Raw genomic sequence first — 24,230 nt, 5'->3', positions numbered from 1 at the left:
GCGCTCAGTTGGGCGGCCCCCAAACGGTTTCCTCCGTCCAGCCCAGATCGGCAAACTCGGATGCCCTCAACGGCGCTTCGGCAGTTGAAAAGAACTCGTCGAGCTGCGGCGGCTTGATGCGCGTTCCCGACAACATCGCATGCGCCTGCCCACGGTGGTGAATCTGATGCTGAATGAGATGCATCAGCAGCCGGTCGCGTCGCTCTATCTGGACACTGGGATCTCGATTGATCCGCACGTCTTCGTTCAACGAGGCGGGTGTCAGAGCATCGCAGACGCCGATGAAGCGCCGGTCCATCGATGCTTGAGCTTCCGAGAGCCCTGCAAGAGCTGGAAATGGGATCGGATCCTCCCAAGCCTTCGGCCCGAGCCATCCGCCCTCGAGTGCATCGACGTAAAAGAGGTCAACGACATAAATATGGTTCAGCGTCCGCTGCAAGCTCGGGAAGAAGCCCGTCCGCTCGACCTCAAATTCGCCTTGGCTCAGCTCGGCGCACACGCGGAGCAATCGGTGGTTCGCCCAGGCATTGTTGTAGGCGAAGGCGCGATAGGTTTGAACGATCGACATTGCTAACCCCTCGACCTGCTTGGCGCCGCGTTCCTTTACCGATCAGAAACCATAGCAAATGATCTGAAAATTGTAACGAAACGACTTGGCTGTTTCCGGGTAGGTTTGCCGGAGGGCCCGTCCGATGACAGAGCACCAGTTGCGAGAGCGGGAATTCCAGATCGCGCGTTACAGGCTTCTGGAGCGCGAAGTCACCGATCCGCTTGCCGCGTGCCTGCTTCACAGCATCATCGAGGAACTGGAAGCCGAGTTGCGAAGGGACAGACCGGATTCGCACGGGCCGCGCGATTAACCGTTTCTTAGCGCTAATCATGCGGATTATTCGCGAGGGAATGTCAAGGGAGACTGCTCCCATGCTGAAGGACGGCACCTACGCGGCGTGGTACAAGACGCCACTCGACCAGGGTACCGGGATCGTCCATGTCGCAGACGGACAAATCTGGGGCTGCGACAGCCTGATGACCTATCACGGCTCCTGCAAGGTCGATGGAGATCGCTTCACCGCCACCGTGTCGACGAAGCGTCATACCGACGGACGTGCAACGGTCTTCGGCATCGACGACGAGCTCACGCTGGACATCGAGGGAAACTGCCCCGGCAAGGTCGCGACTTACACGGCGAAGGCAGCGCAGATGCCGGGAATGATCCTCCAGGGTACGCTCATTCTCACGGAACAGCAGCCGCCCGCGCGTGAGCGAACCGAGCAGGTACCCGCGTTCAATCCCGACAAGCTTCCGAAATTGCCCAAGCGCTCGCGCTGATCGAGCGAGCCGGGTCGCTCGGCGTGCTCGGTTCAATACAGCATCATGTCGGACAAGGCTTCGCGTTGCCAGCTTGCCAGGCTGGCGCGACGGCCGCAGCAGGACTCGCAATCACTCGGGACCGCGTTTGTGAACGGACGTATGCGTTCTTGCCATCGATGGTGGAGCGTCGGATCGTTCTATCGATGGTTTCGGACGATCGCTCCTGCATTCGCAGCGCGAAGCTGAAGATCATACCGCCCAACGGCAAGGACCGCGACTTCGTGGTGGATGGTCTGGGCTCGCGAGCCGTGATCAATTCGCTGTTGGCGTGCTTCGACGCGGCTCAGGGCGTGAAGGGCAAAAAGCAGGGCAGGGGGGTAAATCCGGGGCGTTCTTCTGCATTTTTGCATCCGCAAGTCCCGGAACTCCCGCTTTTCAAGCAGCTTCCGACACGCCATTGTGCCGCCGCAACAATCGTCTGAAGGGGCAGTATCAATGTCGGACAAGGTCTCGCGTCGCCAGTTTGCCAAGCTGGCGGGATTGTCCGCAGCCGGTATCGCAAATCCGCTGGAGGCCGCCGAGGTTAAGCCGGCACCGGCGCCGCGAGGCATGGATGGCTTTCCGGCGGGCTTTGTCTGGGGCACGGCGACCTCGTCCTATCAGGTCGAGGGTGCGGTCGATGTCGACGGGCGGGGGGCTTCGATCTGGGACAAGTTCGTGCGCATCCCCGGCAAGATCGAGGACGGCACCACCGGCGATCGCGCCGTCGAGCATTATCAGCGCTACAAGGAGGACATCGCGCTCATCAAGGAGCTCGGCTGCAAGGCCTACCGCTTCTCGGTGGCATGGCCGCGGGTGTTTCCGGACGGTGACGGCAAGCCGAACCCGAAGGGGCTCGACTTCTACAATCGTCTCGTCGACGAGCTCCTCAAGAACGGCATAGAGCCGTGGCTGACGCTTTATCACTGGGACCTGCCGCAATCGCTCCAGGATCGCTTCGGCGGCTGGCGCTCGACCGAGACGTGCAAGATCTTTGGCGACTATGCGGGCTATGTCGTCGAGCGCCTGACCGATCGCGTCAAGAACGTGTTCACGCTGAACGAGAGCGGACGTTTCGTCCAGTTCGGCTATGGCCTCGGCATCGACGCGCCCGGCGTGACGCTGCCGCAAGCGGAGGTCAACCAGGTCAGGCATAACAGCGCGCTCGCGCACGGGCTCGCGGTGCAGGCGGTGCGGGCGCACGGCCGCCCCGGCACCAGGGTCGGGCCGGCCGAGAATATCGACGTCTGCGTTCCCGCAATCGACACGCCCGAGCATGTCCGTGCGGCCGAGATCGCGCTACGCGAGATGAATGCCGGTTATCTCAACGTCATCATGACCGGCCGGTATACCGACGCCTTCCTGAAATACGCCGGCGCCGATGCGCCGAAATACACCGACGCCGAGCTGAAGATCATCTCCTCGCCGGTCGACTTCCTCGGCCTCAACATCTACGCGCCACAGAACTATGTGCTGCCTTCCGACCAGGGCGCGGGCTTCATGCCGCTGCCGATCCCGAAATCGTTCCCGCACATGAACTCGAACTGGCTCCGCGTCGCGCCGGAGACGATCTACTGGGTGCCGAAGCTGGCCGCAAAGATTTGGAAGACGGATGCGATCTACATCAGCGAGAACGGCACCTCCGGCGACGATGTGATAACGCCCGACGGCAAGATCTACGACACCGACCGCATCATGTACCTGCGCAACTATCTCGCGCAGCTCCAGCGCGCCACCGCCGAGGGCGTGCCGGTGCGCGGCTACTTCCTCTGGAGCCTGCTGGACAACTTTGAATGGGTGTTCGGGCTCAACAAGCGTTTCGGGCTCTATCACGTCAATTTCGACACGCAGGTGCGCACGCCGAAGCTCAGCGCGACCTTCTACCGCAACGTGATCGCGAAGAACGCGGCGGGGGCGTAGCTTTCTCTCGCTCTCCCGGATTTTCCGCCGCGCGTAAAATCCGACCTCTTCCCGCAGGCGGGGCGGGGTGACGCAAGATCGCGCGGCCACGGCCGTTTAGCCTGACAGGCCAATCGCTTCACCGGTATCACCGCGCCCCATGCGGAACCCGCGCTTCTACTGTGCATGGGGTTGTTTTTCAGTTTTTGCAAGGAGGCCGCGCGGCACCGCACGTTGACTCCACTCTTCCCCTTATTCAGAAACGACATCAACACCCATAAACAAGAGGACAACGCCAATGGCTGACGCGCTGATCATCGATGCCTGCCGGACCCCGCGGGGCCTCGGCAAGGCCGGCAAGGGAGCACTCTCGGGCATTCATCCGCAGCAGCTCGGCGCGACCGTGCTGCGCGCGCTCGCCGATCGCACCGGCATCGACACCGCCGATGTCGACGACATCGTCTGGGGCTGTAGCGCGCAGGTCGCGACCCAAAGCGGCGACCTCGGCCGCATGTCGGCGCTCGATGCCGGCTACGACGTGCGCGCCAGCGCGGTGACGCTGGATCGTTTTTGCGGAAGCGGCATCACCAGCGTCAACATGGCGGCGGCCTCGATCATGTCGGGCACCGAAGACCTCGTCATCGCCGGCGGCTGCGAGATGATGTCGATGGAAGGACGCCGCGGCGGCGGTCCGATGATGATGGACTCCGGCAATCTGCGCCTGCGTGCGCGGCATCCGCAATCGCATCAGGGCGTCTGCGCCGACGCGATCGCGACGCTGGAAGGCATCACGCGAAGCGACGTCGACGCGCTCGGTCTCGAAAGCCAGAAGCGCGCAGCGCAGGCGATTGCCGGCGGCCACTTCAAGAAGAGCCTCGTGCCCGTGCATCGCGAGGACGGCAGCCTCGCGCTCGACCATGAGGAGTATCCGCGGCCGCAGACCACGATGGAAGGGCTGAGCGCATTGAAGCCCGCATTCCCCGCGATCGCCGACTATGCGCTCGACGACAAGGGGACGACCTATCGCGGTCTGATCCTGCAGAAATATCCGGACCTGAACATCGACTTCATGCATCACGCCGGCAACTCGTCCGGCGTCGTCGACGGTGCTGCCGCGATCCTGCTCGCATCGCCCGCTTATGCCAGCGCGCACGGCCTGAAGCCGCGCGCTCGCGTCGTCGCGATGGCCAATATGGGGGACTCGCCGACCCTGATGCTGAACGCGCCGGTGCCGGCCACGCGCAAGGTGCTGACGAAGGCGGGGCTCTCCATCGACGACATCGACCTGTTCGAGATCAACGAGGCCTTTGCGGTGGTGGCGGAAAAGTACATCCGCGACCTCAAGCTCGACCGCGCCAAGGTCAACGTCAATGGCGGCTCGATCGCACTCGGCCATCCCATCGGCGCCACCGGCTCGATCCTGATCGGCACCGTGCTCGACGAGCTCGAACGGCGCGACCTGAAGCGCGGTCTCGTCACCATGTGCGCCGCCGGCGGCATGGCTCCGGCCGTCATCATCGAGCGCGTCTAGCCTTATTTTTCAGGGTGAATCGCGACCGGCCTTTCACAAAGAGGCCGGTCGTCGCTTGTCGAAAGCAGCGAATCAGCTTTAGCAAGGCGGCGTGCGGGCCTTTGAAACAAGGCAAAAACCGCTGCCGGAGGCTCCTTCCGCTCTGGAAGCCGCTGAAAAGCAGGGTTTTTTGCCTCAGAGGGCCAAAAAAGCCCGTAAAATCGCGACAAAACTGTGCAGAAGGCTCTGGGCCTTCAACGGTTGGTCTAATATGCAACCGGCAACGAATCAGAGGAGACACGATGCCAACCCAAATGTCCAAATCGCAGCTGATCGAAAAGATTGCGACCGCCACCGAGCTTTCCAAGCGCGACGTCAAGAGCGTCATGGAGACGCTGACCGACGTCGGTCACAAGGAGCTCAAGAAGAACGGCCTGTTCCTGGTGCCGGGCTTCGCCAAGTTCGTGGTCATCAAGAAGCCCGCGACCAAGGCGCGCAAGGGTACCAACCCGTTCACGGGTGAAGAGATGATGTTCAAGGCCAAGCCGGCCCGGAAGATCGTCCGCGCCCGCCCGGTCAAGGCCGCCAAGGACGCGGTGGGCTAACAACGCAAAGGCCCCCTCGGCTAGGAGGGGGCCTTTTGTTTGGGGCTGCCGCGAGGGCTTGAGACGGAGGGCTCAACCCTTGCGGCGCTTCACCCGGACCGGAACGGGCTGAAGCCGCGGCCCTGGTGCCGCCAGCGCATCGCGAACCCGGTCGATCGCACGGTCGAGCAGCTGACGCAGCCGCTGCGTCTTCCGCGATCGCCTCGCTTTTTCCAGCAGTTTCTTCATCGCCTTCACTCCGCCGCTTCGACCTTGGCATCAGCCGGCTCGAGCGCTGCGGCGATGGCCTCATCGACGCGCTCCAGCCAGATGAATTCGAGGTTGTCCCGCGCGCTCTTCGGGATGTCGTCGTAGTCCCGCTTGTTGCGTGCCGGCAGCATCACCCGCTTCAATCCAGCGGCGGCCGCAGCCACCACCTTCTCCTTGATGCCGCCGACCGGCAGCACCAGGCCGCGCAGCGAGATCTCGCCGGTCATCGCGGTGTCGCTGCGCACCGTGCGATTGGTGAGCAGGGACGTCAACGCCGTGAACATCGCAACGCCCGCGCTCGGTCCGTCCTTCGGGGTTGCGCCCGCCGGCACGTGAACGTGGATGTCGCTCTTCTCGAACACCGACGGATCGATGCCGAGCTGCGTGGCCTTGCTCTTCACCAGCGTCATCGCAGCCTGCACGCTCTCGCGCATGACGTCGCCGAGCTGGCCGGTCAGGATCATGCCGCCCCGGCCGGGCACGCGCGAGGCCTCGATGAACAGGATGTCACCGCCGACCGGCGTCCAGGCGAGCCCGGTGGCGACGCCCGGAATGCTGGTCCGCTGCGCAATCTCGCCCTCGAAGCGCGGCTGGCCGAGCACGGTGGCGATGTCCTTCGGGCTCACCACGACCTTGGCAGCCGTGCCCTCGGCGATTTGCACCGCGGCATGGCGGAACACCTTGCCGATTTCGCGCTCGAGGTTGCGCACGCCGGCCTCGCGGGTGTAGCCCTTGACGACCAGCTTCAACGCCTCTGGCTCGATCTCGGCCTGCTCGGCCGTCAGGCCGTTGGCCTCGAGCTGACGCCGCACCAGATAGCGCTTCGCGATCTCCAGCTTCTCCTCTTCGGTGTAGCCGGCGAGGCTGATCAGCTCCATGCGGTCCAGCAGCGGACCCGGAATCTGGTCCAGCATGTTGGCGGTCGCGATGAACACCACGCGCGACAGGTCGAACGGCACGGCCAGATAGTTGTCCCGGAACGTCCCGTTCTGCTCGGGGTCGAGCACCTCCAGCATGGCGGCCGAGGGATCGCCCTGCACGCCACGGCCCATCTTGTCGATCTCGTCCAGCATCATGACGCAGTTCCGCGTGCCGGCCTTCTTGATGCCCTGGATGATGTTGCCGGGCAGCGCGCCGATATAGGTGCGCCGGTGACCGCGGATCTCGGCCTCGTCATGCACGCCGCCGAGGCTGACGCGCACGAAGGGGCGATCCATCGCGCGTGCGATGGACTGGCCGAGCGAGGTCTTGCCGACGCCGGGCGGGCCGACGAAGCACAGGATCGGCGCCTTGCCATGCGGAGCGAGCTTGCGCACCGCCAGATATTCGATGATCCGGCCCTTGATCTTCTCCAGGCCGAAATGATCGGCATCCAGGATGCGACGCGCTTCCGTGATGTCGATCGGCTTCTCCGCGGGCAGCGCCCAGGGCAGCTCGATCAGCCAGTCCAGATAGGTGCGGACCATGCCGGACTCACCGGCAGCCTCGGGCATGCGCTCGTAGCGGCGCAGCTCCTTCTTGGCGTGCGCGTCCGCTTCCGGCGGCATGTTGGCCTTGGCGATGGCAGCCGTCAGCTCGGCGACCTCGGCCGCCTTGCCGTCGCCTTCGCCGAGCTGGCGCTGGATGGTCGCCATCTGCTCGCGCAGGATCGCCTCGCGCTGCCGCTCGTCGAAGGAGGCCTTGGTCTTCTGGCCGATCTCGTTGGAGATGCGCAGCACCTCCAGCCGTTCGGCCAGATGCTTCGACACCTTCTCGACGCGCAAGGCGAGGTCGATGGTCTCCAGCACCTCCTGCTTGTCCTGCGGCTTGATGTCCATGAACGAGGTCGCCAGGTCCGCCAGCGCGCCGGGCGCGGTGGTGCTCTGGAACATCGCGACCAGCTCGGGCGGCGCCTGCGGCAGCAGCTCGACCGCCTCGATGGCCTGGCGCTGCAGATTCAGCGCGCGCGCCTCGATCTCGGGCGAGCTCGTGGTCGGCTCGGGGATCTGCTGGAAACGCGCGGCCAGGAACGGTGTTCCCGGCAGGAAGTCGAGGATGCGGGCGCGCTGCACGCCCTGGCAGACGATGTGATGCGTGCCGTCGGGCGCAGTGATGTAGCGCACGATGTTGGCGATGGTCGCGACCCGGTAGAGATCATCAGGCCCGGGCTCCTCGATCTCGGGGCTGCGCTGCAGGACGATGCCGACCGGCCGCTGCTCGCGCAGCGCCTGCTGCGCGGCGGCAATGGACTTCGCCCGGCCGATCGCGATCGGCGCGATGGCGCCGGGAAACAGCGCCATCTCGCGCACCGGGATGACGATCAGCGCGTCTTCGGGAATCTTCACGTCGGACTCGGTGGAATTGGTCTGTGCGTTATTCATCTGTTCGGTGGCCATGATCGACCTCAGGATTTGGCGAGGCGCAGCGCGACGCAGCCGTCCATCACGAAGCGGCTGATGGCGTAGCGGCCAACGGGAAGCGCGATGCGCCGCTCGAAGCGGCCCTGCGGCAGCTCGAGCCGGTGGATGCGGGCGTTGCGAAGCTCCGGCGGAAGCGTGCGCTGGCCGGAGATGACGAGGACGCCGTCGAGGATCACCGTCTCGACATTATCGGGATTGACGCCGGGAAGCGCGACCAGGATCAAAAGCTCATGCTCGGTTTCGAGCACGTCGATCGGCGGCTCCCAGCAGGCTTCCTGACGGCCGAACTGCTGCCGCAGCCGTTCGGCGCGGGTCAGCGAGTCCAGGGCTTCGGACAGCATCCAGTCGAGGGGATTTTTGGGTTGCATGGCAAAACTCGGGGAAGGCGCTGCGGTTGGAAAACGAGCATATGGGGACGGTTCCCCAAAATTCCAGCATCGCGCGTTTGGAGCATGCCTGGCCTCTCCAACCGGAAGAGGCCCTTGTCGTCGCACGCTTCGACGCCGCGGGGATATTCCGCGGCATCGAAGGCAACAGTAGGGCGCGTCGCGCCGATCAGGCCGCGGCGCGGTACTCCTCTTCCGCTTCGAGGTTGATGACCGAGGTCGCGAGCTCGGTCAGCGTGTGATCGGTCGCCTCTTCCTCGTCCAGTGTCTCCTGGAGCAGCCTTGCCGCGTCCGGCATGCCGAGCTCCTCGGCCCAGGTGCGCAGCGTGCCGTAGCGGGAGATCTCGTAGTGCTCGACGGCCTGAGCGGCCGCGAGCAGGCCGGCGTCGAGGGCAGGGGCGTTCTTGAAATCCTTCATGATCTCGGCGCCCTCGTCGGTGATGCCGTTGATCGCTTCGCAGGGCTTGCCGCGGGCCGGCTTGCCCAGCATCTTGAAGATCTGGTCGAGCCGTTTGACCTGGCCCTGCGTCTCGCGCAGATGCTTGTTGAAGGCGGCGGCAAGGTCCTTGGAATGCGCCGCCTTGGCCATCTTGGGTAGCGTCTTGATGATCTTGTTCTCGGCGTAATAGATGTCCTTCAGCGTCTCCAGGAACAGGTCGCTCAACATCTTCGGTGCCTGACGCGGACGGCGCGCCGCGGTCTTTTTCGCGTTCGCACGTTTCTTCGCTCGTTTAGCCATAAATCCTCCTCTTGAGGCGACACGGGAAGGGCGATGCCTTCCTCAATCCTCGCGCGACCAAGACTCTGCGAGGGCAAATGTTCCTCGCGAAGACCTCCTCCAGCGGTTATGGATTGCGGCTGCACCTGGCGTGAGACCCACCCGCATGCTCGACTTCGCCCTGTCCGCCTTCGTGACGCTGCTGCTGGTGGTCGACCCCGTCGGCCTTGCGCCGGCCTTCCTGGCCGCGACCGGAGGCATGCCCGACAAGATCAAGCGTACGATCGCGCTGCGCGCGCCGCTGATCGCGGCTTCGATCCTGGTGGTGATCTCGCTGGCCGGAAACTGGCTGTTGCGCCAACTCGGGATCGGCATCCCCGCCTTCCAGATCGCCGGCGGGCTGCTGCTGTTCGGCGTCTCCTACCAGATGATCTTCGGCGACCGTCCGCATCGCGAGGCGCGCGAGGCCGACAAGGCGACCTCGGAACATGCTTCCGACGTCGCGGTGTTTCCGTTGGCCATCCCGATGATGGCCGGTCCCGGCGCGATCGCGACCACGCTGCTGCTGACGGGCAATGCCGGCTATGGGGCCAAGCTCGCGATCATCATCGCGGTCGTCGTCTCCGTCTGCCTGCTCTGCATGCTGTGCTTCGTCTCCGCGAGCCTGATCGCGCGCACCCTCGGGCGCACCGGAAATGCCGTGCTCTCACGCGTCCTCGGCATGCTGCTCGCAGCCTATTCGGTGCAGTTCGTGATCAACGGAATCGCGGCCGTCCGGGCGAGCTTTTCGTAAACCTGCGACAATCTGCTAATATACTGATTTTACAATTGGTTTCTTGATGTAACGGTACAGCCGGCAAGGCAGCAGCCAATCCCGGCCGCTTTCTCTTGCACTGCCATATAGCTTTGACGTACTCCCGGTCTAACAAAGGTCCATCGTCAAGAAGTCGAGAAGAAACCGAGATATCGATGACAGCGGACGAGCTCGCAAAGAGACAGGCCATCATCGACGCGTGCCGCCGTATGAACGCGCTCGGCATCAACCAGGGTACCTCAGGCAATATCAGCGTCCGGCATGTGGACGGGCTTCTGGTCACGCCGACCAGCGTGCCCTATGACGCCATGACGCCCGACCAGATCGTGTTCATGGCGATGGACGGCTCCCATGCCCCCGGTCAGAAGCCGTCCAGTGAATGGCGCTTCCACCGCGACATCCTGAAATCGCGGCCCGACGTCAACGCCGTCGTCCACGCCCATCCGACCTATTGCACCATCCTGGCGATCATGGGCATGGAGATTCCGCCCGTGCACTACATGATCGCAGCCGCCGGTGGTGACAGTATCCGTTGCGCACCCTATGCCACCTTCGGAACGACGGAACTGTCCGAGCATGCGCTGCGGGCGCTGGAGGGCCGGCTCGCCTGCCTGCTCGACCATCACGGCATGATTGCGGTCGGCAAGACGCTGGACAAGGCGATGTGGCTCGCCGTCGAGGTCGAGACGCTGGCGCGGCAGTATCACGGCTGCCTCCAGATCGGAAAACCGCCGCTGCTGTCGAGTGCCGAGATCGAACGTGTCCGCCAGCGCATGGCCGGTTACGGCATGTCGGAAGGGTAGGGCGGGCAAAAAGGTGTTCGCGCGGATCAGACACATCACCGATCGCAAGGGATCGAACCGCGTCATGGTTCGCCTGCGCGCGCTCTTGCGCAGCAACGAGTTCTACCTGATCCCGCTGGCGCTCGTGATCGGCACGTTTACCGGTGCCATCGTGACGCTGATGGCCGAGATCGCGCAGATTGCCCATATGATGATCTACGGCATTCCCGTCGACGTTCGCCTATCCGCGCACGCCCGGGTCAGCCCCTGGGCGGCCCTGATCGCGCCCGCGCTCGGCGGACTGGCGCTCGGTATCATGGAGTGGTGGCGGCGGCGGCTGAAGATCTCCAACGCGGTCGACCCGATCGAGGCGAACGCGCTACGCGGCGGCAATCTGTCGATGCGCGACAGCATGGTGGTGTCGAGCCAGACGCTGATCTCGAACGGCTGCGGCGCCTCGGTCGGCCTCGAGGCCGGCTACACCCAGATCGGCTCGGGGATCGCCTCATTGCTCGGCAAGTTCTTCAATCTGCGCCGCAACGATTTGCGCCTGATCGTCGGTTGCGGCGCCGCTGCTGCGATCGCAGCGGCGTTTGGCGCGCCGATCACCGGCGCCTTCTATGCCTGCGAGCTGATCGTCGGCGTCTATTCAGTCGGCAGCGCCGCGCCTATCCTGGCGGCCTCGCTTGCTGGCGCGCTGACCGCGCAATGGCTCGGCGGCGCGCCGTACTCTATCGAAATACCGAAGGTCAGCGCGGTCGGCGTCGAGCAATATCTGGCATTGATCGGGCTTGCGCTCATTACCAGCGGCGTCGGCATCGCCGTGATGCGGTCGTCTTCGATGTTCGAGCGCCTGTTTGTCTGGCTGCCGGTCTGGCTGCGCCCGGTGATCGGCGGCCTTATCGTCGGCAGCTTTGCCATCGTCACGCCGCAGGTGCTCGCGGCCGGCCACGGCGCCATGGTGCTCGATCTCTTTCACGACATGACGATCGGCCTGATCGCGCTGATCATCGCCCTGAAGGTGACGGCCTGCCTGATCTCGCTCGCCTCGGGTTTCCGTGGCGGTCTGTTCTTTGCCTCGTTGTTCGTCGGCAGCCTGATCGGAAAGTTCTTCGCTGCGGTTCTTTTGCTCATCAGCCCGGAATTCGTGATCGACCCGCTGGTCGCGATGCTGACGGGTATGGCGACGCTCGGCGTCGCCATCGTTGGCGGCCCCTTGACCATGTCGTTCCTCGTGCTGGAAATGACCCGCAATGTCGACGTTACCGCCGTGGTGCTGGCCGGCTGCATCGTCACCTCGATCTGCGTCCGCTTCATGTTCGGCCATTCCTTCTCGACCTGGCGCCTGCATCTGCGCGGCGAGACCATCCGCAGCGCCAACGACGTCGGCTGGCTGCGCAACCTCACGGTCGAGCGGCTGATGCGCTCCGACGTCGGCAAGGTGCCATCGACCACGACGATCGCCGCCGTGCGCGGTGAATTCGCGCTGGGCTCGCGGCCCGGCATCGTCATCGTCAACAATGCCGACGAATATGTCGGCCTCGTCCTGCTGCCCGACCTGTTCTCCAGCGATCTCGACAGCATCGCCGACGACATCCAGGTGATCGAGCTCGCCCGCCTGACCGAGATCGTGCTGATCCCGGAAATGAACGTGAAGTCGGCGATGGCCGTGTTCGACGAGGCGGAAGCCGAGATGCTGGCGGTGGTCGATTCCACCGACAGCCGCAAGGTGGTCGGCTTCCTCACCGAGACGTTTGCCCGCCGCCGCTATGTCGAGGAGATCGACAAGGCAACGCGCGGCGTGCTCGGGGCGCTGTCGTAGGATCACTCCCGCAGGCGCAATCATGGAAGCGGGACGGCGTGCTTCGTGCGCCGCCGTCCGCGCCGGCTATCAGCCTGGTTGAGATGGGGAAGCGACGACGCACGCTACGATCCGTCGGACCAGTGGCAGCACCATCAGCAGCGTGGGAAAGGCAACGAGCCATGACAGCGCCCAGGCGCCCGGCCAGGTCGCGAGGAACGCCGGCGTCGCGCCGAGGCTCCGGAGCGTCGAAATGACCGACACCACGGCCGTCATGAGGATGGACAGCACAAATGGCATCACGATCGGCGCATAGCGCGCCGGCAGTTTGCGAACCGCAATCATCTGATTTCTCTTGAGGAAAAGGACGCGTCAGTCACGTTGAACCTGCGAAAATGCATCGATCCCGACGGCGTCGGTTGATGCGTTGGTTCACGTAAAACGCTTACGGCGACCGAAAAACGGCGCGGCTGTTCATTATCCGCTCAGGTTGAGTGGTTCAAGCTGGATCTGGTCGTTCGGTTTACAATCGTTCGAAGCGTGGCAGATTGCCGCGATCACGAAACTTTTCAGTGGTTTGCACGTTGTGGATCGTTTCATATTTTGACTTTGGACAAGAACAAAGGACGCCGAGATGCGCGATAGGCCCGTAAATTCAAGGTTCGGCCGCAACACCGCACTGGCCGCGTTTGCGAGTCTGGCTCTGGCGACAGCTTCCGTCTCGCCCTCGTCTGCGGCGCCGGCCGGTTCGCCGACCGGTTCGCCGACCGTCAGCGCGGACTCTGCGACGTCAAGCAGATCCGTTGCGACCGATTTCAGCGCCGCCCGGCGCCACCGCTACTATCGCCGGGGTCCAAATGCGGCAGGGCTTGCCTTCATGGGCGTGGCGGCAGGTCTGATCGGAGGTGCGATCGCAGAGAGCCGGCGCCAGGAGTACTACGAGAATCGCTATTATGACGGCCCGGGTCCTTACTATGGCGGTCAGGGATATTATGGCGGCGGTCCCTATTACGGTCCGCGTGGCTACTATCAGCCTTATTAGGCACCTGTTCTCGCCGTAGCCCGGATTGCACGGAGCGTGTCATCCTGCGGCGCTTCGCGCCGACCCGTTGGCTCCGTCCGGGCTACGCGTCTCTGTGTTGCCCGACGGGTAAAACACCCGGCGGGCTGTCAACCCGCGCGCTATGAGACGAGCTAGCGACATTGAACGGCATGCTCGGGCTGTCGGAACAAGTTAGTTCGGTGTAGGATGGTGTCGCGAAGGAGAATTCACCCACGTATGGGATGAATGAGCCGCGCCATGGAAGACGCGCCATGGAAGAGAAATCTCCTCAAATGAGATTGGCACAGCCGCGGGGGACTGTGCTGACGAATATGGCCGTCGCAGCGTTGATAATTGCTGCGCTCTATTTCGGTCGTGAAATTTTTGTCCCCTTCGCGTTAGCAGTTCTCCTGAGTTTCGTTATGGCGCCCTTCGTGATGCGCTTACGTTCCTGGCGAATTCCGCGCACGATTTCTGTGCTGGTGGTCGTCTTCATCGGATTCTCGATCATATTTAGTCTAGGCGGTCTTATGGTTTCGCAGGCGACCCGGCTCGCCACCAAGCTGCCAGGCTATCAACAAACATTGAGTGACAAGATCGAAAGCCTGCGCGGCTTAATGGGCGGCGGCTCTGGAACATTGGAGCAGGCGTCGACAGTTCTGAAAGAATTGAAGACAGAGTTGCAGAATCGAGATGGGGCCGGTCGACCTACTGACGGCGAACTCACCAGACAGCCCTCAGACAAGCCGATACCCATACCCGTTGAGGTAAGGCAACCCGATCCTGGTGCTCTGTCGACGTTTGGCGCAATCATCCAGCCACTGATTTCACCTTTAACGACGACAGGGATCGTCGTGATCTTTGTTGTCTTTGTCCTGCTGCAACGGGAAGATCTGAGGAATCGGCTTGTTCGACTGGCCGGATCCGCGGATATTCAACGCACGACTGCGGCCCTGGACGACGCCGGTAAGCGTCTGAGCAAGCTCTTTCTTACCCAGATCGCGTTCAATGGCGTGTTCGGTCTTGCAATAGGCTTAGGTCTTGAATTCATCGGTGTCCCCTCGGCTCCGCTATGGGGGCTGATCGCGATGATTATGCGATTTGTACCGTATATCGGTGCATTGATATCTGCGGTATTCCCTCTCATTCTCGCGGCGGCGGTGGGCACGGGCTGGCAGATGCTGATACTTACGGCGGCATTGTTCGTCGTGCTTGAGTTGCTCGCAGGACAGGTCCTCGAACCCTTGATTTTTGGGCATAGCTCGGGTCTTTCCCCGATTGCAATTATCCTGTCCGCGTCATTCTGGACGTGGCTTTGGGGGCCGGTCGGACTGGTGTTGGCCACGCCCTTAACAATTTGTCTCGTCGTCCTTGGGCGGCATGTCGATCGCCTCAAATTTCTTGACGTTATGCTTGGCGACCGACCACCGCTGACGCCGCCGCAACTGGCTTATCAACGAATGCTGGCGGGAGATCCCATTGAAGCGGTGGAACAGGCACATGAATACCTGAATGACTCGTCGCTTGAGAATTATTATGACGACATCCTCTTGAAAGGCCTGAGACTCGCGGAGGCCGACCGTCAATTGGGTCACCTCGATCAGGACCGATTAAATCGGGTAGTCTCAACGGTGGAAGAATTGGTCGCTGAGCTGGGGGCACGCCATGACGTGGAAGCAACAGGACCCAGTTCCCCGAATCTAAGCTCAAGCCCCGGAGCTGCCATTACATTCGAGCGAGCAGGCTCCGAGCACGCTTTGATTCCGGAGCCGCCGACCTCGTCTATTTCGGTCGTTTGCATCCCTGGTGCCGGGCGACTCGATGAGGCGACGGCGCTTGTGCTGGCGCAGCTTCTGCGGTACCGCGGGATTCAGGCAATTGCGGAAAAGGCTGATGCTTCATCAATGTCGAAATTGCTTTCGCTCGAATTGGCGAACACCGCGCTTGTATGCGTCTGCTATCTGAGTCAGCCGTCCACCGCCAAGATTCAGCACGTCGTTCGAGGGCTCAGTAAAAGGATTGGCGCAACCCGTATCCTGTTCGCTTTGCTGGGAACGGGAGCCGCAGAAACGGTGGGAAACGCTTCCAACGCGTTGGTAGCAAGCGGGTCGTTCGGTGCAGCCTTGGAAGCAGTCGTTCACGTGACCTCTGCGCAACCTGATGCGTCGGATCAGGCGAAGGCAGCTGCTCCGGCGTAAAAACGAATATTTTGCTCCTCTGGATTGCCGGGCGTCGCAGAGCGACCATCCGCATCGGTCACCGGGTCCTGTGGAGAGCAAAAGGATTGGCGGGGACCGCGCGACGGTGACCCTTGCGAATATTTGCCATCGCGCATTCCCGATTTTATTTAATACGAACCGGTAGACAAACGGCGGGCGCGATGTGGCGAATGCCGTAATCCGAGGACCGTAAGTGCAGCCCGTTTTGGCGCAAACCGCACATTTGGCCGGACCCAAAAGCTTCAGCAGGGACAATAGCGATCATCGCGACACGCGCGTGGAATGTCCACTCACGCCTCACAAGCAAAACTTTCAGTTTGCACGGCCGCCATGACCCTTTGACCTAGGTCAATACTCTCAATGTGGGTTTACCTTGGAAGTAGCAACTATCGGAGCGACCGCACTCTTCGCCTGTATCTTCTGCGTAACGCCGATATCGCTCGTATGTCGCGCAAGGGAAACGTGTGGTTGTCTGTGGCAAGCAGCCTGAGCTAATCACGCAAGGAGGAGCTGTACATGGGTATCCTTGACGAGTTACTGGGCGGTGGGCAACGCCAGAAAGAGTATCGGGATTTCGTTGATCGATACGAACAAGGAAATCCGTCGGAGGGTTATTCCGATCAAGAGGTTCTCAAACGGTATGGTGATGTGTCACACGCCGTGCCGTCTGACCAGTACGCGCAGGCAGCGATAGAAGCGTTGGGCAAGCTTTCGCCGGAAGAACGGGCGGCGTTCGTGAAGATGCTGCAGGAGCGAGCCGCCGCGCGCGGCGTGGCGCTACCGGGACAAGTGGCCCCCGAACCGAAGGAACTGGGCGAGGTGCTCACCGATCTGCATGGGAGGCCCGGTCAGCTCCGGGATATCCTCGCCAGTGGCGATGCCCAGCCTCACGAGCAAGCCCAACCGTCGAACCCGATCATCGACATACTTGCGTCCCCGCAGGCAAAGGCCGTGCTCGCGGGGATCGCGGCCATGGTGGTCAAGCGTGTCATGCAGGGTTCATCCCGAACCGCGTAGCGCATGCGAGGCCCGCAGCCAAAGTCCGGTTGGGGTCATTCGGTTGACCTACCGGCAAGTCCGGGCAAGGTTCGCTATGCCGCCAAAAAAGCGGAAGCGAGTTATCCTGTCGCGACGCAACAGGAATGAACACGATGACCGAGAGCGACGGCCCGTCCATCGCCAAAGGTTCTGCGACTGTCAGCGCGTCGGCCATTGGTGCGTCTGCAGCACTCGCTGTCATCGCCCGGCTTGACCGGGCGATCTAGCATTCCAGAGACGGCTGTGATTGAGCCGAGAGGTCGCGGCGTACTGGATTCCCCGCCTGCGCGGGGAATGACAATGGCACTTGGAGGACGCCGCCGCTGCCTCATACTTCGTCATTGCGAGCGCGGCGATGCAATCCAGAATCCCTCCGTGGAAAGACTCTGGATTGCTTGGCTGCGCTCGCAATGACGGAGTATGAGGCAGCGAGCGCCACAACTCCCTCTCGTGCCCCGGACGCAGCGCAGCGCTCTTGCGGTGTGCTGCAGAGCCGGGGCCCATGTCTCCGCATTCTACTCTCCGCATTGTACCGTGTCGCTTTCTGGGTCCCGGCTCTGCGCAGCAACGCTTGCGCGTTGCAGCGCGTCCGGGACACGAGAGACGTCGCAGCAACCGCGTTCTACGCCCGCATCACCGCCCCGCCGGTGCCGACAGCGCGCCGTTGGCGTAGCGCTGCCAGTCGGGTGTGCTCGGCTGCGACGGCCAGAACGCGTTGGAGTCGCGGACCGACTGGGTGATCGGGGCGGGGTGTGCCTTGCTTCTGTGGTGGTCGCTCGCGGCGGCGGCGGTCTGGATGGTGGCGGCGGCAATCAGGGTGGCGCCGTGAATGGCAAAGGTCTTTCGCATGGTTGTTTCTCCCGTGACGGCGATTCAGGCTGTGAGAAAAATGTCGCCTGTGTTCGCGGTCGTGGCTGACATGGCGATGTGTCCTGCCGGATATCAGCCGGGCCGGTTTCACGATCCGAAGCGTGGCCATCACGTTGGGGCGAGCAAATTTTCTAGCGCCGGCCAAATATTCGGCAATCGCGCCCGCAGCGCCGGTGGACTTGCCCCCGGCAATCCGGTTCAATGAGGCAAATTGAGTTCTCAGGCGACAACGATGTCGAAATATCTGCTGGTCCTTCTCCTGATCGCCTCGCCGGCGGCCGCGCAGGTTAAGCTCACGCCAAAGACCTCGGCAGCGCATCCAGACCCCTGCGCCCCGATCGGGCGGACCGCGGACGGCAAGCTGGTCTACTCCATGAAATGCGAGAATCTGCCGGCGCCGCCTCCACCTCCGCCACAGGCGGAACTGAAGGAGGCGCCCCCTTCGGCCGCGCCCGCCGCCGACCCCGAGCCGGAGGTGCGGCGGAGTGGTATTTTCGGCTGGTCCTACGACCGCAGATGACGGGCCGCGCCACTTGCGCGAAGCCCGATGGAATGCTCTTTGCTTGAAAATTCCCCGTGGGCCTTTGGCCCCCGATCCAGAGAGATGAGATGAGCAAACTCGTTATCCGCGCCGGCGACTTCACCTTCGATGCCCGCTTCGAGGAGCAACTGGCGCCCAAGACCGTCGCTGCGTTCCGCAAGGCGCTGCCGTTCGAAAGCCACATCATCCATGTGCGCTGGAGCGGCGAGGGCGTCTGGATGCCGCTCGGCGATCTCGATTTCGGCGTCGGCTACGAGAACCACACCAGCTATCCCGCGCCGGGTCAGATCATCCTCTATCCCGGCGGCATCAGCGAGACCGAGATCCTGCTCGCCTATGGCGGCGTACACTTCGCCAGCAAAATGGGCCAGCTCGCCGGCAACCATTTCATCACGCTGACCTCGGGCCTCGAGAATCTTGCGACCCTCGGCAAGAGCGTGCTCTGGAAGGGTGCCCTGCCGATCCGCTTCGAGGAAGTCTGAGTGACGGATACTCGCTACCCGCGCGATCTCCGCGGTTACGGCCGCAACCCGCCGCATCCGCAATGGCCTGACAACGCGCGGGTCGCGGTGCAGTTCGTCGTCAACTTCGAGGAAGGCGGCGAGAACAACATCTTGCACGGCGATCGCGCCTCGGAAGCGTTTCTGTCCGACGTCCTCGGCGCGCAGCCCTGGCCGGGCCAGCGCCACGCCAATATCGAGTCGATGTTCGAATATGGCTCGCGCGCCGGCTTCTGGCGGCTGTGGCGGATGTTCAACGAGCGGAAGTGGCCGACCACCGTGTTCGGCGTTGCCACTGCGCTGAAGCGGAATCCGGAGATTGTCGCGGCGATGAAGGAGTCAGGCTGGGACATCGCGAGCCACAGCCTGAAATGGATCGAGCACAAGGACATGACCGAGGCGCAGGAGCGTGCCGAGATCGCCGAGTCCATTCGCGTCCACACCGAGGCGACGGGCTCGCGGCCGCTCGGCTGGTACACCGGGCGCTCCTCGATCAACACCAACCGCCTGTTGATGGAGGAGGGCGGCTTCCTCTATCTCTGCGACTCCTATGCCGACGATCTGCCCTATTGGGTCAAGGGCGCGAACGGCAAGCAGCTCATCATTCCCTATACACTTGACGCCAACGACATGCGCTTCATCAACCCGCAGGGGTTTGCCGAAGGCGAGCAGTTCTTCACCTATCTGAAGGACGCCTTCGACGTGCTCTATGCCGAGGGCGAGACCGCGCCGAAGATGATGTCGGTGGGGCTGCACTGCCGTCTTGCCGGCCGGCCCGGCCGTGCCGCGGGACTGATCCGCTTCCTCGACTATATCGGCAAGCACGATCGCGTCTGGGTGCCGACGCGGCTCCAGATCGCGCAGCACTGGCACGACAAGCATGCGCATCTTGCCGCCGACGCATTCGAGATCGGGTGAGGACGATGGCGCAAATCTCGCTCGCCGATCTCAATGCTGCTGATAAGGCCGGCTTTATCGCGGTCCTTGCCAACGTCGTCGAATATTCACCGTGGATTGCGGAGAAACTTGCCGGGCAGCGGCCGTTCGCCGGTATCAACCAGTTGCACTCAGCGCTGATGGCAGCGATCCAGAGCGCCGAGCCCGACGTGCAGCTCGCGCTGATCCGGGCGCATCCCGATCTCGCCAACAAGACCCAGCGTGCCGCGGGGCTCACTGCGGAGTCGACCGACGAGCAGAACAGCGCCGGCCTCGACCGTCTCTCAGATGCAGAATACGCCGCGTTCGAGCGCGTCAACAACGCCTATCGCGACAAATTCGGCTTCCCCTATATCGTCTGCGTGCGCCGTCACACCAGGGATTCCGTGCTGCGCGACTTCGAGACGCGGTTGCGCAATATCGCCAAGACCGAGACGCGGCGTGCGATCGAGGAGATCGGTCGTATCTCCGCGCTGCGGCTCGATCAGCTCGTCGTCGCCGACGACAGGCTGAAAGTGCATGGCCGGCTTTCCACGCATGTGCTCGACAATCACGCCGGAAAGCCTGCAGCCGGCATCCCGGTGGAGCTCGTCGAGCTCGCGAGCCTCGGTGAGAGCCGCATCATCGCGCGCGCCGTGACCAATGCCGATGGCCGCACCGACCAGCCGCTGATCGGCGGCCGTCCGCTGCCGATCGGCCGCTACGAGCTCAAATTCAGCGTCGCCAAATATTACGCCGAGCGCAACGTGCCGCTGTCCGACCCGCCGTTCCTCGACGAGATCCCGCTGCGCTTTGCGATCAGCGAGCCGGAAAGCCACTACCACGTGCCGCTGCTGGTCACGCCGTGGAGCTACTCGACCTATCGTGGCAGTTAATTCCCAAACTTCTCGTGCAGCGCCGGAAACAGCCGGTCCGGCTTGAACGGCGGCGCCGTGAAGCGGATGCCGGTGGCATCCGCGATCGCGTTGCCGAGCGCGGCGGTGACCGGATTGTACGGGCTCTCGCTCATCGATTTGGCGCCCAGCGGCCCGATCGTGTCGGACGTCTCGGCGAAGAAGACCTCCGTGCGCGGAACGTCTGCAAAGGAGGGCAGGTGGTAGTCGCGGAATTTCGGGTTGGTGACGCGGCCGGTCGCGTCGATCACCATCTCCTCGTAGAGCGCCGCCCCGATCGCCTGCGCGACGCCGCCCTCGACCTGGCCGCGGCACTGCATGGGATTGGCGACGATTCCGGCGTCCGCCGCCTGCACGCTCCGGAGAATCTTGATCTCGCCGGTGCCCTTGTTCACGGCGACGCGAAAGCCCTGGACGTTGAAGCCGACCGAGCGCGGCGTCCCCTCGGAATTGCCGGTGCCTGCGAACGGCTGCCCGCGTTCGCGCGCGAGCTTCGCCAGCTCCGCAAAGGACATGCGCCGGACGCCGCTGACGACGGCTTCGTCGTCGAGCGTGCAGCTCGCGGCGTCGCACAGCCAGGCGCTGGCGGTTGCAGCTTTTAGCTCGGTCGCAAGCTGCATCGCTGCTGCATGCGTTGCCTTGCCCGCAACGAAGGTGCCCGCACTGCCATAGGCGCCGGTGTCGTGACCGCCATGGGCGGTGTCGGACTGGCGCAGGCGGATGCGGTCGACGGTGGTTGCGAGCGTCGTCGCCGCGATCTGCCGGTGCACGGTGCTGGTGCCGTTACCGAACTCGGCGGTGCCGACGGTGAGGTCGAAGCCGCCGTCGTCGTTGAGTACGATCATCGCATCCGCGAGATGGCCGGCCGGCGGCACCGTGTCGATCATGGTCAGCGCGACGCCGTCGCCGATCAGCCACTCCGGCGTCAGGTCCGGCTGCGGGCCGTCGGCCTGCATGGCGCGTTCGACGAGGTCGAGGCACTGGTCGAGCCCGTAGGAGCCATAGAGCACGTCATGAAATTCGGACGGCGGCGGCGACAGCATGGGATCGCCTGGTTTGACGACGTTGCGCCGGCGCATGTCGTAGGGGTTGATACCGAGCTGCCGTGCCAATTCGTCGATCGCGGCTTCGATCGCGATCTGCGTTTGGGGCAGGCCATAGCCGCGAAACGCGCCCGACGGCACCGTGTTGGTGTAGACGGCGAAGCCATCGACCTTCTTGTTCGGACAGTTGTAGACAGCGATGGACTCGGACAGCGAGTGGAACATCACGGGGCCGGCATGATTGCCGTAGGCGCCGGTGTTGGAGAGCACCTCGAGCTGGAGCGCGGTGAGCCTGCCGTCGGCATCGGCGCCGGCCTTGATGTGGACCCGCATCGGATGCCGCGTCGAGGTCGCGATGAACTGCTCCTCGCGGGTCAGCTCCAGCTTGACCGGTCGTCCGGTCTTGAGCGTAGCGAGCGCCAGAATGTCCTCGACGAACATCTCCTGCTTGCCGCCAAAGCCGCCGCCGACGCGTTCGCAGAACACGCGGACCTTGTCCATGGGGAGCCCAAAGATGTCCGACAGCGCGCGGCGGGTCAGGAACGGCACCTGCGTCGAGGTGCGGACATTGAGCACGCCTGAAGCGTCGAGCCAGGCGAGGCCGCCATGGGTCTCCAGCGCGGCGTGCTGCACGCGGTGGCTTTGGAAGGTGGCCTCATAGGTGACGGCCGACGTCGCGAGTGCCGCCGCCACGTCGCCGTATTCGCCATGGGTCTCCGCTGCGAGGTTACGCTGGGGATCGGCGATACGATTCGCGGTGGTGCGGTCAGGATGAATGACAGGTGCACCCGGCGCCATCGCCTGCTCCGGATCGATCAGCGCAGGCAGGATTTCGTAATCGACCTTCAGCCGCCGGCACGCCTCCTCGGCGGCGGCCTCGCTCTCGGCGACGACGGCGGCGACCTTCTGGCCGATGAAGCGGACGACCTCATCGAGGATGCGGGTATCCTCCGGATCCATCCAGTCCTTCTCGTGCCGCGCGGTCGAGATCAGGACCGACGGCGCATCCTCATGCGTCAGCACCGCGTGCACGCCGGGCACGCGCAGCGCGTCCGACTTGTCGATCGCGACGATTTTCGCGTAGGCGTACGGCGAGCGGAGCAGCTTGATGTGCAGCAGGTCGTCGATCTGCGTGTCGAAGGTGTAGCGCGCCTTGCCGCGCACGACATCGGGGCCAGCGGGCGCCGGAAGGCTGCGGCCGAAGGCAGCGCCGGGCTCGACGCTCTCCTCGACATTGGTCTTGCCGAGCAGTGCGTCCTCGATCGAGCGATAGCCGGTACAGCGACAGATATTGCCCTTCAGCGCCGATCCGAGGTCGGTGCGCTGCGCCTGGTTCAGCGAGGCGCACGTCAGGATCATGCCGGCGGTGCAGAAGCCGCATTGGAAGCCCTGCGCATCGAGGAAGGCCTGCTGCATCGGATGCGCGCCATGGTCGCCACCGAGCCCTTCGATCGTGGTGACGGCGCGCCCCTCGGCGCGGAACGCCGGGATCAGGCAGCTGTGCACCGGCTCGCCGTCGAGCAGCACGGTGCAGGCACCGCAATCGCCGGCATCGCAGCCCTTCTTCACGCCGAAATGGCCGAGCTCGCGCAAGAACGTGCGCAGGCACTGGCCGGCGCGCGGCTCTTGCGGGAAGGTCTTGCCGTTGACCTCGAAACTCATGATGGCGTCGCCCCCACGAGTTCGCCGCGAATCTCCTCGGCGAGCCTTAGCGTCATATGCTTGCGCCAGATCGGCTTGCCGTGGATGTCAGTGTGGTACAGATCATCCGGGATCTGCTCTGCGATCGCGTCGCGAAGCGCGCCCGCGTCCGGAGCCTTGCGAAAGGACAGCTGGATCGGTCGCACCGTCGATGCGGTCACCGACAGCGTCAGCGTGCCATCGCTATCCAGGCTGCCGATCAGAAGCGCCGCAGAGCGGCCGACCGGCGCCAGCGAGATCTGGCGAAAGGCCGTGCGGCGCTTCAGCGCGGCAACCGGGATATCGATCTGCCGGATCAGGTCGCCTGGCGTCAGGCGGTTGCGCTGGTTGCCGGTGACGAAGTCGACGACGGGTATCTTCTCTTCACCGCCGTCGGCCTTCCAGATGATGCAGACGCCGTCCAGCGCTGATGTGAGCGAGATCATCGGTCCCGCCGGCAGCGACATGCAGAGATTGCCGCCGACGGTCGCGGTCTTCCAGATCTTGAATGAAGCAAGGAAAGCCCGGCAGCACTGGCCGATCAGCGGGGCTGCGAGCCAGTCGGGCGGGCAGGCGAAACCGTCGAGCTGCGTGATGGTGCAGGTGGCGGAGATGGTGAGATGGGTGTCGGTGATCGTGAGCGCCGGCCATTTCAGGTCAGTGAGATCGATCAGCCGCTTCAGGTGGACCTGGGGCTCCGAGAACAGCCAGGTGCCACCCGCGAGCCAAGCATCACCTTCCGTCCAGGCGGGCAGTTGTGCGCGCGTTTGCGGATGGGCCACCGTCGTGATGGTATTCAAATCCATGGCTGCGCCAAAGCTTTCGCCCGGTGAATCGTGCAGATGAGTCTTGCAAGACCGGAGCCAAGTCGCAACAAGCAAGTCGTAGCATGAATGTGATCGGGCCCGCGGCCGCCTTGCCGGCCTGTCGTCAGCGGATGTGAGGAGAACCAGGA

The 24,230-nt window shown here is 63.5% G+C and carries 26 protein-coding genes; 17 read left to right on the top strand and 9 right to left on the bottom strand.

Features of this window, described 5'->3' with window-relative positions; all coding sequences use genetic code 11:
- Positions 1–4: 4 nt before the first annotated feature.
- A complete protein-coding gene (locus ABIA90_RS34820; RefSeq protein ID WP_354120404.1) occupies positions 5–568 on the bottom strand; it encodes a DinB family protein in 564 nt (187 codons plus the stop codon).
- Positions 569–692: 124 nt separating this feature from the next.
- On the opposite strand from ABIA90_RS34820, the gene ABIA90_RS34815 reads away from it, so the two are divergent.
- The 6 genes from ABIA90_RS34815 to ABIA90_RS34790 all read left to right on the top strand — a co-directional run bounded on the left by ABIA90_RS34815 (position 693) and on the right by ABIA90_RS34790 (position 5,364).
- The gene (locus tag ABIA90_RS34815; RefSeq protein ID WP_166343176.1) at positions 693–860 is read left to right on the top strand and encodes a hypothetical protein; all 168 of its coding nucleotides are present in this window, start codon (positions 693–695) and stop codon (positions 858–860) included.
- A gap of 61 nt (positions 861–921) precedes the next feature.
- A complete protein-coding gene (locus ABIA90_RS34810; protein WP_014493654.1) occupies positions 922–1,329 on the top strand; it encodes a hypothetical protein in 408 nt (135 codons plus the stop codon).
- A 185-nt stretch (positions 1,330–1,514) separates the two neighbouring features.
- A complete protein-coding gene (locus ABIA90_RS34805; protein WP_354120405.1) occupies positions 1,515–1,793 on the top strand; it encodes a hypothetical protein in 279 nt (92 codons plus the stop codon).
- 13 nt (positions 1,794–1,806) lie between these two features.
- Positions 1,807–3,270, top strand: a complete 1,464-nt coding sequence (locus tag ABIA90_RS34800) for a GH1 family beta-glucosidase (protein ID WP_354120406.1) — start codon at positions 1,807–1,809, stop codon at positions 3,268–3,270.
- A 277-nt stretch (positions 3,271–3,547) separates the two neighbouring features.
- Positions 3,548–4,780 (top strand): acetyl-CoA C-acetyltransferase, encoded by a 1,233-nt coding sequence (locus tag ABIA90_RS34795; protein ID WP_354120407.1) that lies wholly within the window; start codon positions 3,548–3,550, stop codon positions 4,778–4,780.
- A 281-nt stretch (positions 4,781–5,061) separates the two neighbouring features.
- Positions 5,062–5,364, top strand: coding sequence for an HU family DNA-binding protein (locus tag ABIA90_RS34790; protein WP_014493658.1), 303 nt, complete (start codon positions 5,062–5,064; stop codon positions 5,362–5,364).
- A gap of 72 nt (positions 5,365–5,436) precedes the next feature.
- Here the strand turns inward: ABIA90_RS34790 and ABIA90_RS34785 are convergent, their stop codons facing one another.
- The 4 genes from ABIA90_RS34785 to ABIA90_RS34770 all read right to left on the bottom strand — a co-directional run bounded on the left by ABIA90_RS34785 (position 5,437) and on the right by ABIA90_RS34770 (position 9,137).
- Positions 5,437–5,592: a hypothetical protein gene (locus ABIA90_RS34785; protein WP_187387991.1), complete on the bottom strand. Its 156-nt coding sequence runs from the start codon at positions 5,590–5,592 to the stop codon at positions 5,437–5,439.
- A gap of 5 nt (positions 5,593–5,597) precedes the next feature.
- Positions 5,598–7,988 (bottom strand): endopeptidase La, encoded by a 2,391-nt coding sequence (gene lon, locus ABIA90_RS34780; RefSeq protein WP_354120408.1) that lies wholly within the window; start codon positions 7,986–7,988, stop codon positions 5,598–5,600.
- Positions 7,989–7,996: 8 nt separating this feature from the next.
- On the bottom strand, positions 7,997–8,380 hold the full coding sequence (locus ABIA90_RS34775; RefSeq protein WP_014493661.1) for an Hsp20/alpha crystallin family protein: 384 nt from the start codon (positions 8,378–8,380) through the stop codon (positions 7,997–7,999).
- A gap of 187 nt (positions 8,381–8,567) precedes the next feature.
- Entirely contained in the window at positions 8,568–9,137 is a 570-nt protein-coding gene (locus ABIA90_RS34770; RefSeq protein WP_063982009.1) for a YciE/YciF ferroxidase family protein, read from the bottom strand.
- Between the two features lie 145 nt (positions 9,138–9,282).
- Between ABIA90_RS34770 and ABIA90_RS34765 the strand changes: the two genes are divergently transcribed.
- The 3 genes from ABIA90_RS34765 (at position 9,283) to ABIA90_RS34755 (ending at position 12,534) form a co-directional block, all read left to right on the top strand.
- A complete protein-coding gene (locus tag ABIA90_RS34765) occupies positions 9,283–9,909 on the top strand; it encodes a MarC family protein (RefSeq protein ID WP_354120409.1) in 627 nt (208 codons plus the stop codon).
- Between the two features lie 176 nt (positions 9,910–10,085).
- Positions 10,086–10,733, top strand: coding sequence for an L-fuculose-phosphate aldolase (locus ABIA90_RS34760; protein ID WP_354120410.1), 648 nt, complete (start codon positions 10,086–10,088; stop codon positions 10,731–10,733).
- Between the two features lie 13 nt (positions 10,734–10,746).
- On the top strand, positions 10,747–12,534 hold the full coding sequence (locus ABIA90_RS34755; RefSeq protein ID WP_354120411.1) for a chloride channel protein: 1,788 nt from the start codon (positions 10,747–10,749) through the stop codon (positions 12,532–12,534).
- A 69-nt stretch (positions 12,535–12,603) separates the two neighbouring features.
- Here ABIA90_RS34755 and ABIA90_RS34750 read toward each other — a convergent pair whose 3' ends face one another.
- Positions 12,604–12,858 (bottom strand): DUF2798 domain-containing protein, encoded by a 255-nt coding sequence (locus ABIA90_RS34750; protein WP_166100378.1) that lies wholly within the window; start codon positions 12,856–12,858, stop codon positions 12,604–12,606.
- 289 nt (positions 12,859–13,147) lie between these two features.
- Here ABIA90_RS34750 and ABIA90_RS34745 point away from each other — a divergent pair, with 289 nt between their 5' ends.
- The 3 genes from ABIA90_RS34745 (at position 13,148) to ABIA90_RS34735 (ending at position 16,791) form a co-directional block, all read left to right on the top strand.
- Entirely contained in the window at positions 13,148–13,555 is a 408-nt protein-coding gene (locus tag ABIA90_RS34745; protein WP_354120412.1) for a hypothetical protein, read from the top strand.
- A gap of 272 nt (positions 13,556–13,827) precedes the next feature.
- Positions 13,828–15,753: an AI-2E family transporter gene (locus tag ABIA90_RS34740; protein ID WP_354120413.1), complete on the top strand. Its 1,926-nt coding sequence runs from the start codon at positions 13,828–13,830 to the stop codon at positions 15,751–15,753.
- Positions 15,754–16,290: 537 nt separating this feature from the next.
- The gene (locus tag ABIA90_RS34735) at positions 16,291–16,791 is read left to right on the top strand and encodes a hypothetical protein (RefSeq protein WP_063982015.1); all 501 of its coding nucleotides are present in this window, start codon (positions 16,291–16,293) and stop codon (positions 16,789–16,791) included.
- Positions 16,792–17,445: 654 nt separating this feature from the next.
- Here ABIA90_RS34735 and ABIA90_RS34730 read toward each other — a convergent pair.
- Positions 17,446–17,661, bottom strand: coding sequence for a hypothetical protein (locus tag ABIA90_RS34730; RefSeq protein ID WP_354120414.1), 216 nt, complete (start codon positions 17,659–17,661; stop codon positions 17,446–17,448).
- On the opposite strand from ABIA90_RS34730, the gene ABIA90_RS34725 reads away from it, so the two are divergent.
- The 5 genes from ABIA90_RS34725 to uraD all read left to right on the top strand — a co-directional run bounded on the left by ABIA90_RS34725 (position 17,642) and on the right by uraD (position 20,534).
- Positions 17,642–17,887: a hypothetical protein gene (locus ABIA90_RS34725; protein WP_354120415.1), complete on the top strand. Its 246-nt coding sequence runs from the start codon at positions 17,642–17,644 to the stop codon at positions 17,885–17,887. The genes ABIA90_RS34730 and ABIA90_RS34725 overlap by 20 nt on opposite strands.
- Positions 17,888–17,914: 27 nt before the next feature.
- Complete coding sequence (locus ABIA90_RS34720) at positions 17,915–18,202, top strand: hypothetical protein (protein WP_166100356.1); 288 nt, start codon at positions 17,915–17,917, stop codon at positions 18,200–18,202.
- Between the two features lie 89 nt (positions 18,203–18,291).
- Complete coding sequence (locus ABIA90_RS34715; RefSeq protein ID WP_014493672.1) at positions 18,292–18,705, top strand: DUF3830 family protein; 414 nt, start codon at positions 18,292–18,294, stop codon at positions 18,703–18,705.
- Positions 18,706–19,641 (top strand): allantoinase PuuE, encoded by a 936-nt coding sequence (gene puuE, locus ABIA90_RS34710; RefSeq protein ID WP_063982017.1) that lies wholly within the window; start codon positions 18,706–18,708, stop codon positions 19,639–19,641.
- A gap of 5 nt (positions 19,642–19,646) precedes the next feature.
- Positions 19,647–20,534, top strand: a complete 888-nt coding sequence (uraD, locus tag ABIA90_RS34705) for a 2-oxo-4-hydroxy-4-carboxy-5-ureidoimidazoline decarboxylase (RefSeq protein WP_354120416.1) — start codon at positions 19,647–19,649, stop codon at positions 20,532–20,534.
- Here the strand turns inward: uraD and ABIA90_RS34700 are convergent.
- Positions 20,531–23,257, bottom strand: coding sequence for a molybdopterin-dependent oxidoreductase (locus ABIA90_RS34700; RefSeq protein WP_354120417.1), 2,727 nt, complete (start codon positions 23,255–23,257; stop codon positions 20,531–20,533). The genes uraD and ABIA90_RS34700 overlap by 4 nt on opposite strands.
- Entirely contained in the window at positions 23,254–24,081 is an 828-nt protein-coding gene (locus ABIA90_RS34695; RefSeq protein ID WP_354120418.1) for an FAD binding domain-containing protein, read from the bottom strand. Before ABIA90_RS34695 ends, ABIA90_RS34700 begins: the two co-directional genes overlap by 4 nt.
- Positions 24,082–24,230 lie beyond the last annotated feature (149 nt).

Source organism: Bradyrhizobium sp. LA6.8 (assembly GCF_040547935.1).
In the GTDB taxonomy this organism is placed as follows: Bacteria; Pseudomonadota; Alphaproteobacteria; order Rhizobiales; family Xanthobacteraceae; genus Bradyrhizobium; species Bradyrhizobium barranii.
The sequence above is the reverse complement of the archived record's forward strand: the minus strand, read 5'-3'. Positions and strand labels throughout refer to the sequence as shown.

What these genes read in the sequence shown, in the direction of transcription:
- ABIA90_RS34820 (WP_354120404.1), bottom strand. Translation starts at nt 568, where the DNA reads ATGTCGATCGTTCAAACCTATCGCGCCTTCGCCTACAACAATGCCTGG.
- ABIA90_RS34815 (WP_166343176.1), top strand. Translation starts at nt 693, where the DNA reads ATGACAGAGCACCAGTTGCGAGAGCGGGAATTCCAGATCGCGCGTTAC.
- ABIA90_RS34810 (WP_014493654.1), top strand. Translation starts at nt 922, where the DNA reads ATGCTGAAGGACGGCACCTACGCGGCGTGGTACAAGACGCCACTCGAC.
- ABIA90_RS34805 (WP_354120405.1), top strand. Translation starts at nt 1,515, where the DNA reads ATGGTTTCGGACGATCGCTCCTGCATTCGCAGCGCGAAGCTGAAGATC.
- ABIA90_RS34800 (WP_354120406.1), top strand. Translation starts at nt 1,807, where the DNA reads ATGTCGGACAAGGTCTCGCGTCGCCAGTTTGCCAAGCTGGCGGGATTG.
- ABIA90_RS34795 (WP_354120407.1), top strand. Translation starts at nt 3,548, where the DNA reads ATGGCTGACGCGCTGATCATCGATGCCTGCCGGACCCCGCGGGGCCTC.
- ABIA90_RS34790 (WP_014493658.1), top strand. Translation starts at nt 5,062, where the DNA reads ATGCCAACCCAAATGTCCAAATCGCAGCTGATCGAAAAGATTGCGACC.
- ABIA90_RS34785 (WP_187387991.1), bottom strand. Translation starts at nt 5,592, where the DNA reads ATGAAGAAACTGCTGGAAAAAGCGAGGCGATCGCGGAAGACGCAGCGG.
- lon (WP_354120408.1), bottom strand. Translation starts at nt 7,988, where the DNA reads ATGGCCACCGAACAGATGAATAACGCACAGACCAATTCCACCGAGTCC.
- ABIA90_RS34775 (WP_014493661.1), bottom strand. Translation starts at nt 8,380, where the DNA reads ATGCAACCCAAAAATCCCCTCGACTGGATGCTGTCCGAAGCCCTGGAC.
- ABIA90_RS34770 (WP_063982009.1), bottom strand. Translation starts at nt 9,137, where the DNA reads ATGGCTAAACGAGCGAAGAAACGTGCGAACGCGAAAAAGACCGCGGCG.
- ABIA90_RS34765 (WP_354120409.1), top strand. Translation starts at nt 9,283, where the DNA reads ATGCTCGACTTCGCCCTGTCCGCCTTCGTGACGCTGCTGCTGGTGGTC.
- ABIA90_RS34760 (WP_354120410.1), top strand. Translation starts at nt 10,086, where the DNA reads ATGACAGCGGACGAGCTCGCAAAGAGACAGGCCATCATCGACGCGTGC.
- ABIA90_RS34750 (WP_166100378.1), bottom strand. Translation starts at nt 12,858, where the DNA reads ATGATTGCGGTTCGCAAACTGCCGGCGCGCTATGCGCCGATCGTGATG.
- ABIA90_RS34745 (WP_354120412.1), top strand. Translation starts at nt 13,148, where the DNA reads ATGCGCGATAGGCCCGTAAATTCAAGGTTCGGCCGCAACACCGCACTG.
- ABIA90_RS34740 (WP_354120413.1), top strand. Translation starts at nt 13,828, where the DNA reads ATGGAAGAGAAATCTCCTCAAATGAGATTGGCACAGCCGCGGGGGACT.
- ABIA90_RS34735 (WP_063982015.1), top strand. Translation starts at nt 16,291, where the DNA reads ATGGGTATCCTTGACGAGTTACTGGGCGGTGGGCAACGCCAGAAAGAG.
- ABIA90_RS34725 (WP_354120415.1), top strand. Translation starts at nt 17,642, where the DNA reads ATGGCAAAGGTCTTTCGCATGGTTGTTTCTCCCGTGACGGCGATTCAG.
- ABIA90_RS34730 (WP_354120414.1), bottom strand. Translation starts at nt 17,661, where the DNA reads ATGCGAAAGACCTTTGCCATTCACGGCGCCACCCTGATTGCCGCCGCC.
- ABIA90_RS34720 (WP_166100356.1), top strand. Translation starts at nt 17,915, where the DNA reads ATGTCGAAATATCTGCTGGTCCTTCTCCTGATCGCCTCGCCGGCGGCC.
- ABIA90_RS34715 (WP_014493672.1), top strand. Translation starts at nt 18,292, where the DNA reads ATGAGCAAACTCGTTATCCGCGCCGGCGACTTCACCTTCGATGCCCGC.
- uraD (WP_354120416.1), top strand. Translation starts at nt 19,647, where the DNA reads ATGGCGCAAATCTCGCTCGCCGATCTCAATGCTGCTGATAAGGCCGGC.
- ABIA90_RS34700 (WP_354120417.1), bottom strand. Translation starts at nt 23,257, where the DNA reads ATGAGTTTCGAGGTCAACGGCAAGACCTTCCCGCAAGAGCCGCGCGCC.
- ABIA90_RS34695 (WP_354120418.1), bottom strand. Translation starts at nt 24,081, where the DNA reads ATGGATTTGAATACCATCACGACGGTGGCCCATCCGCAAACGCGCGCA.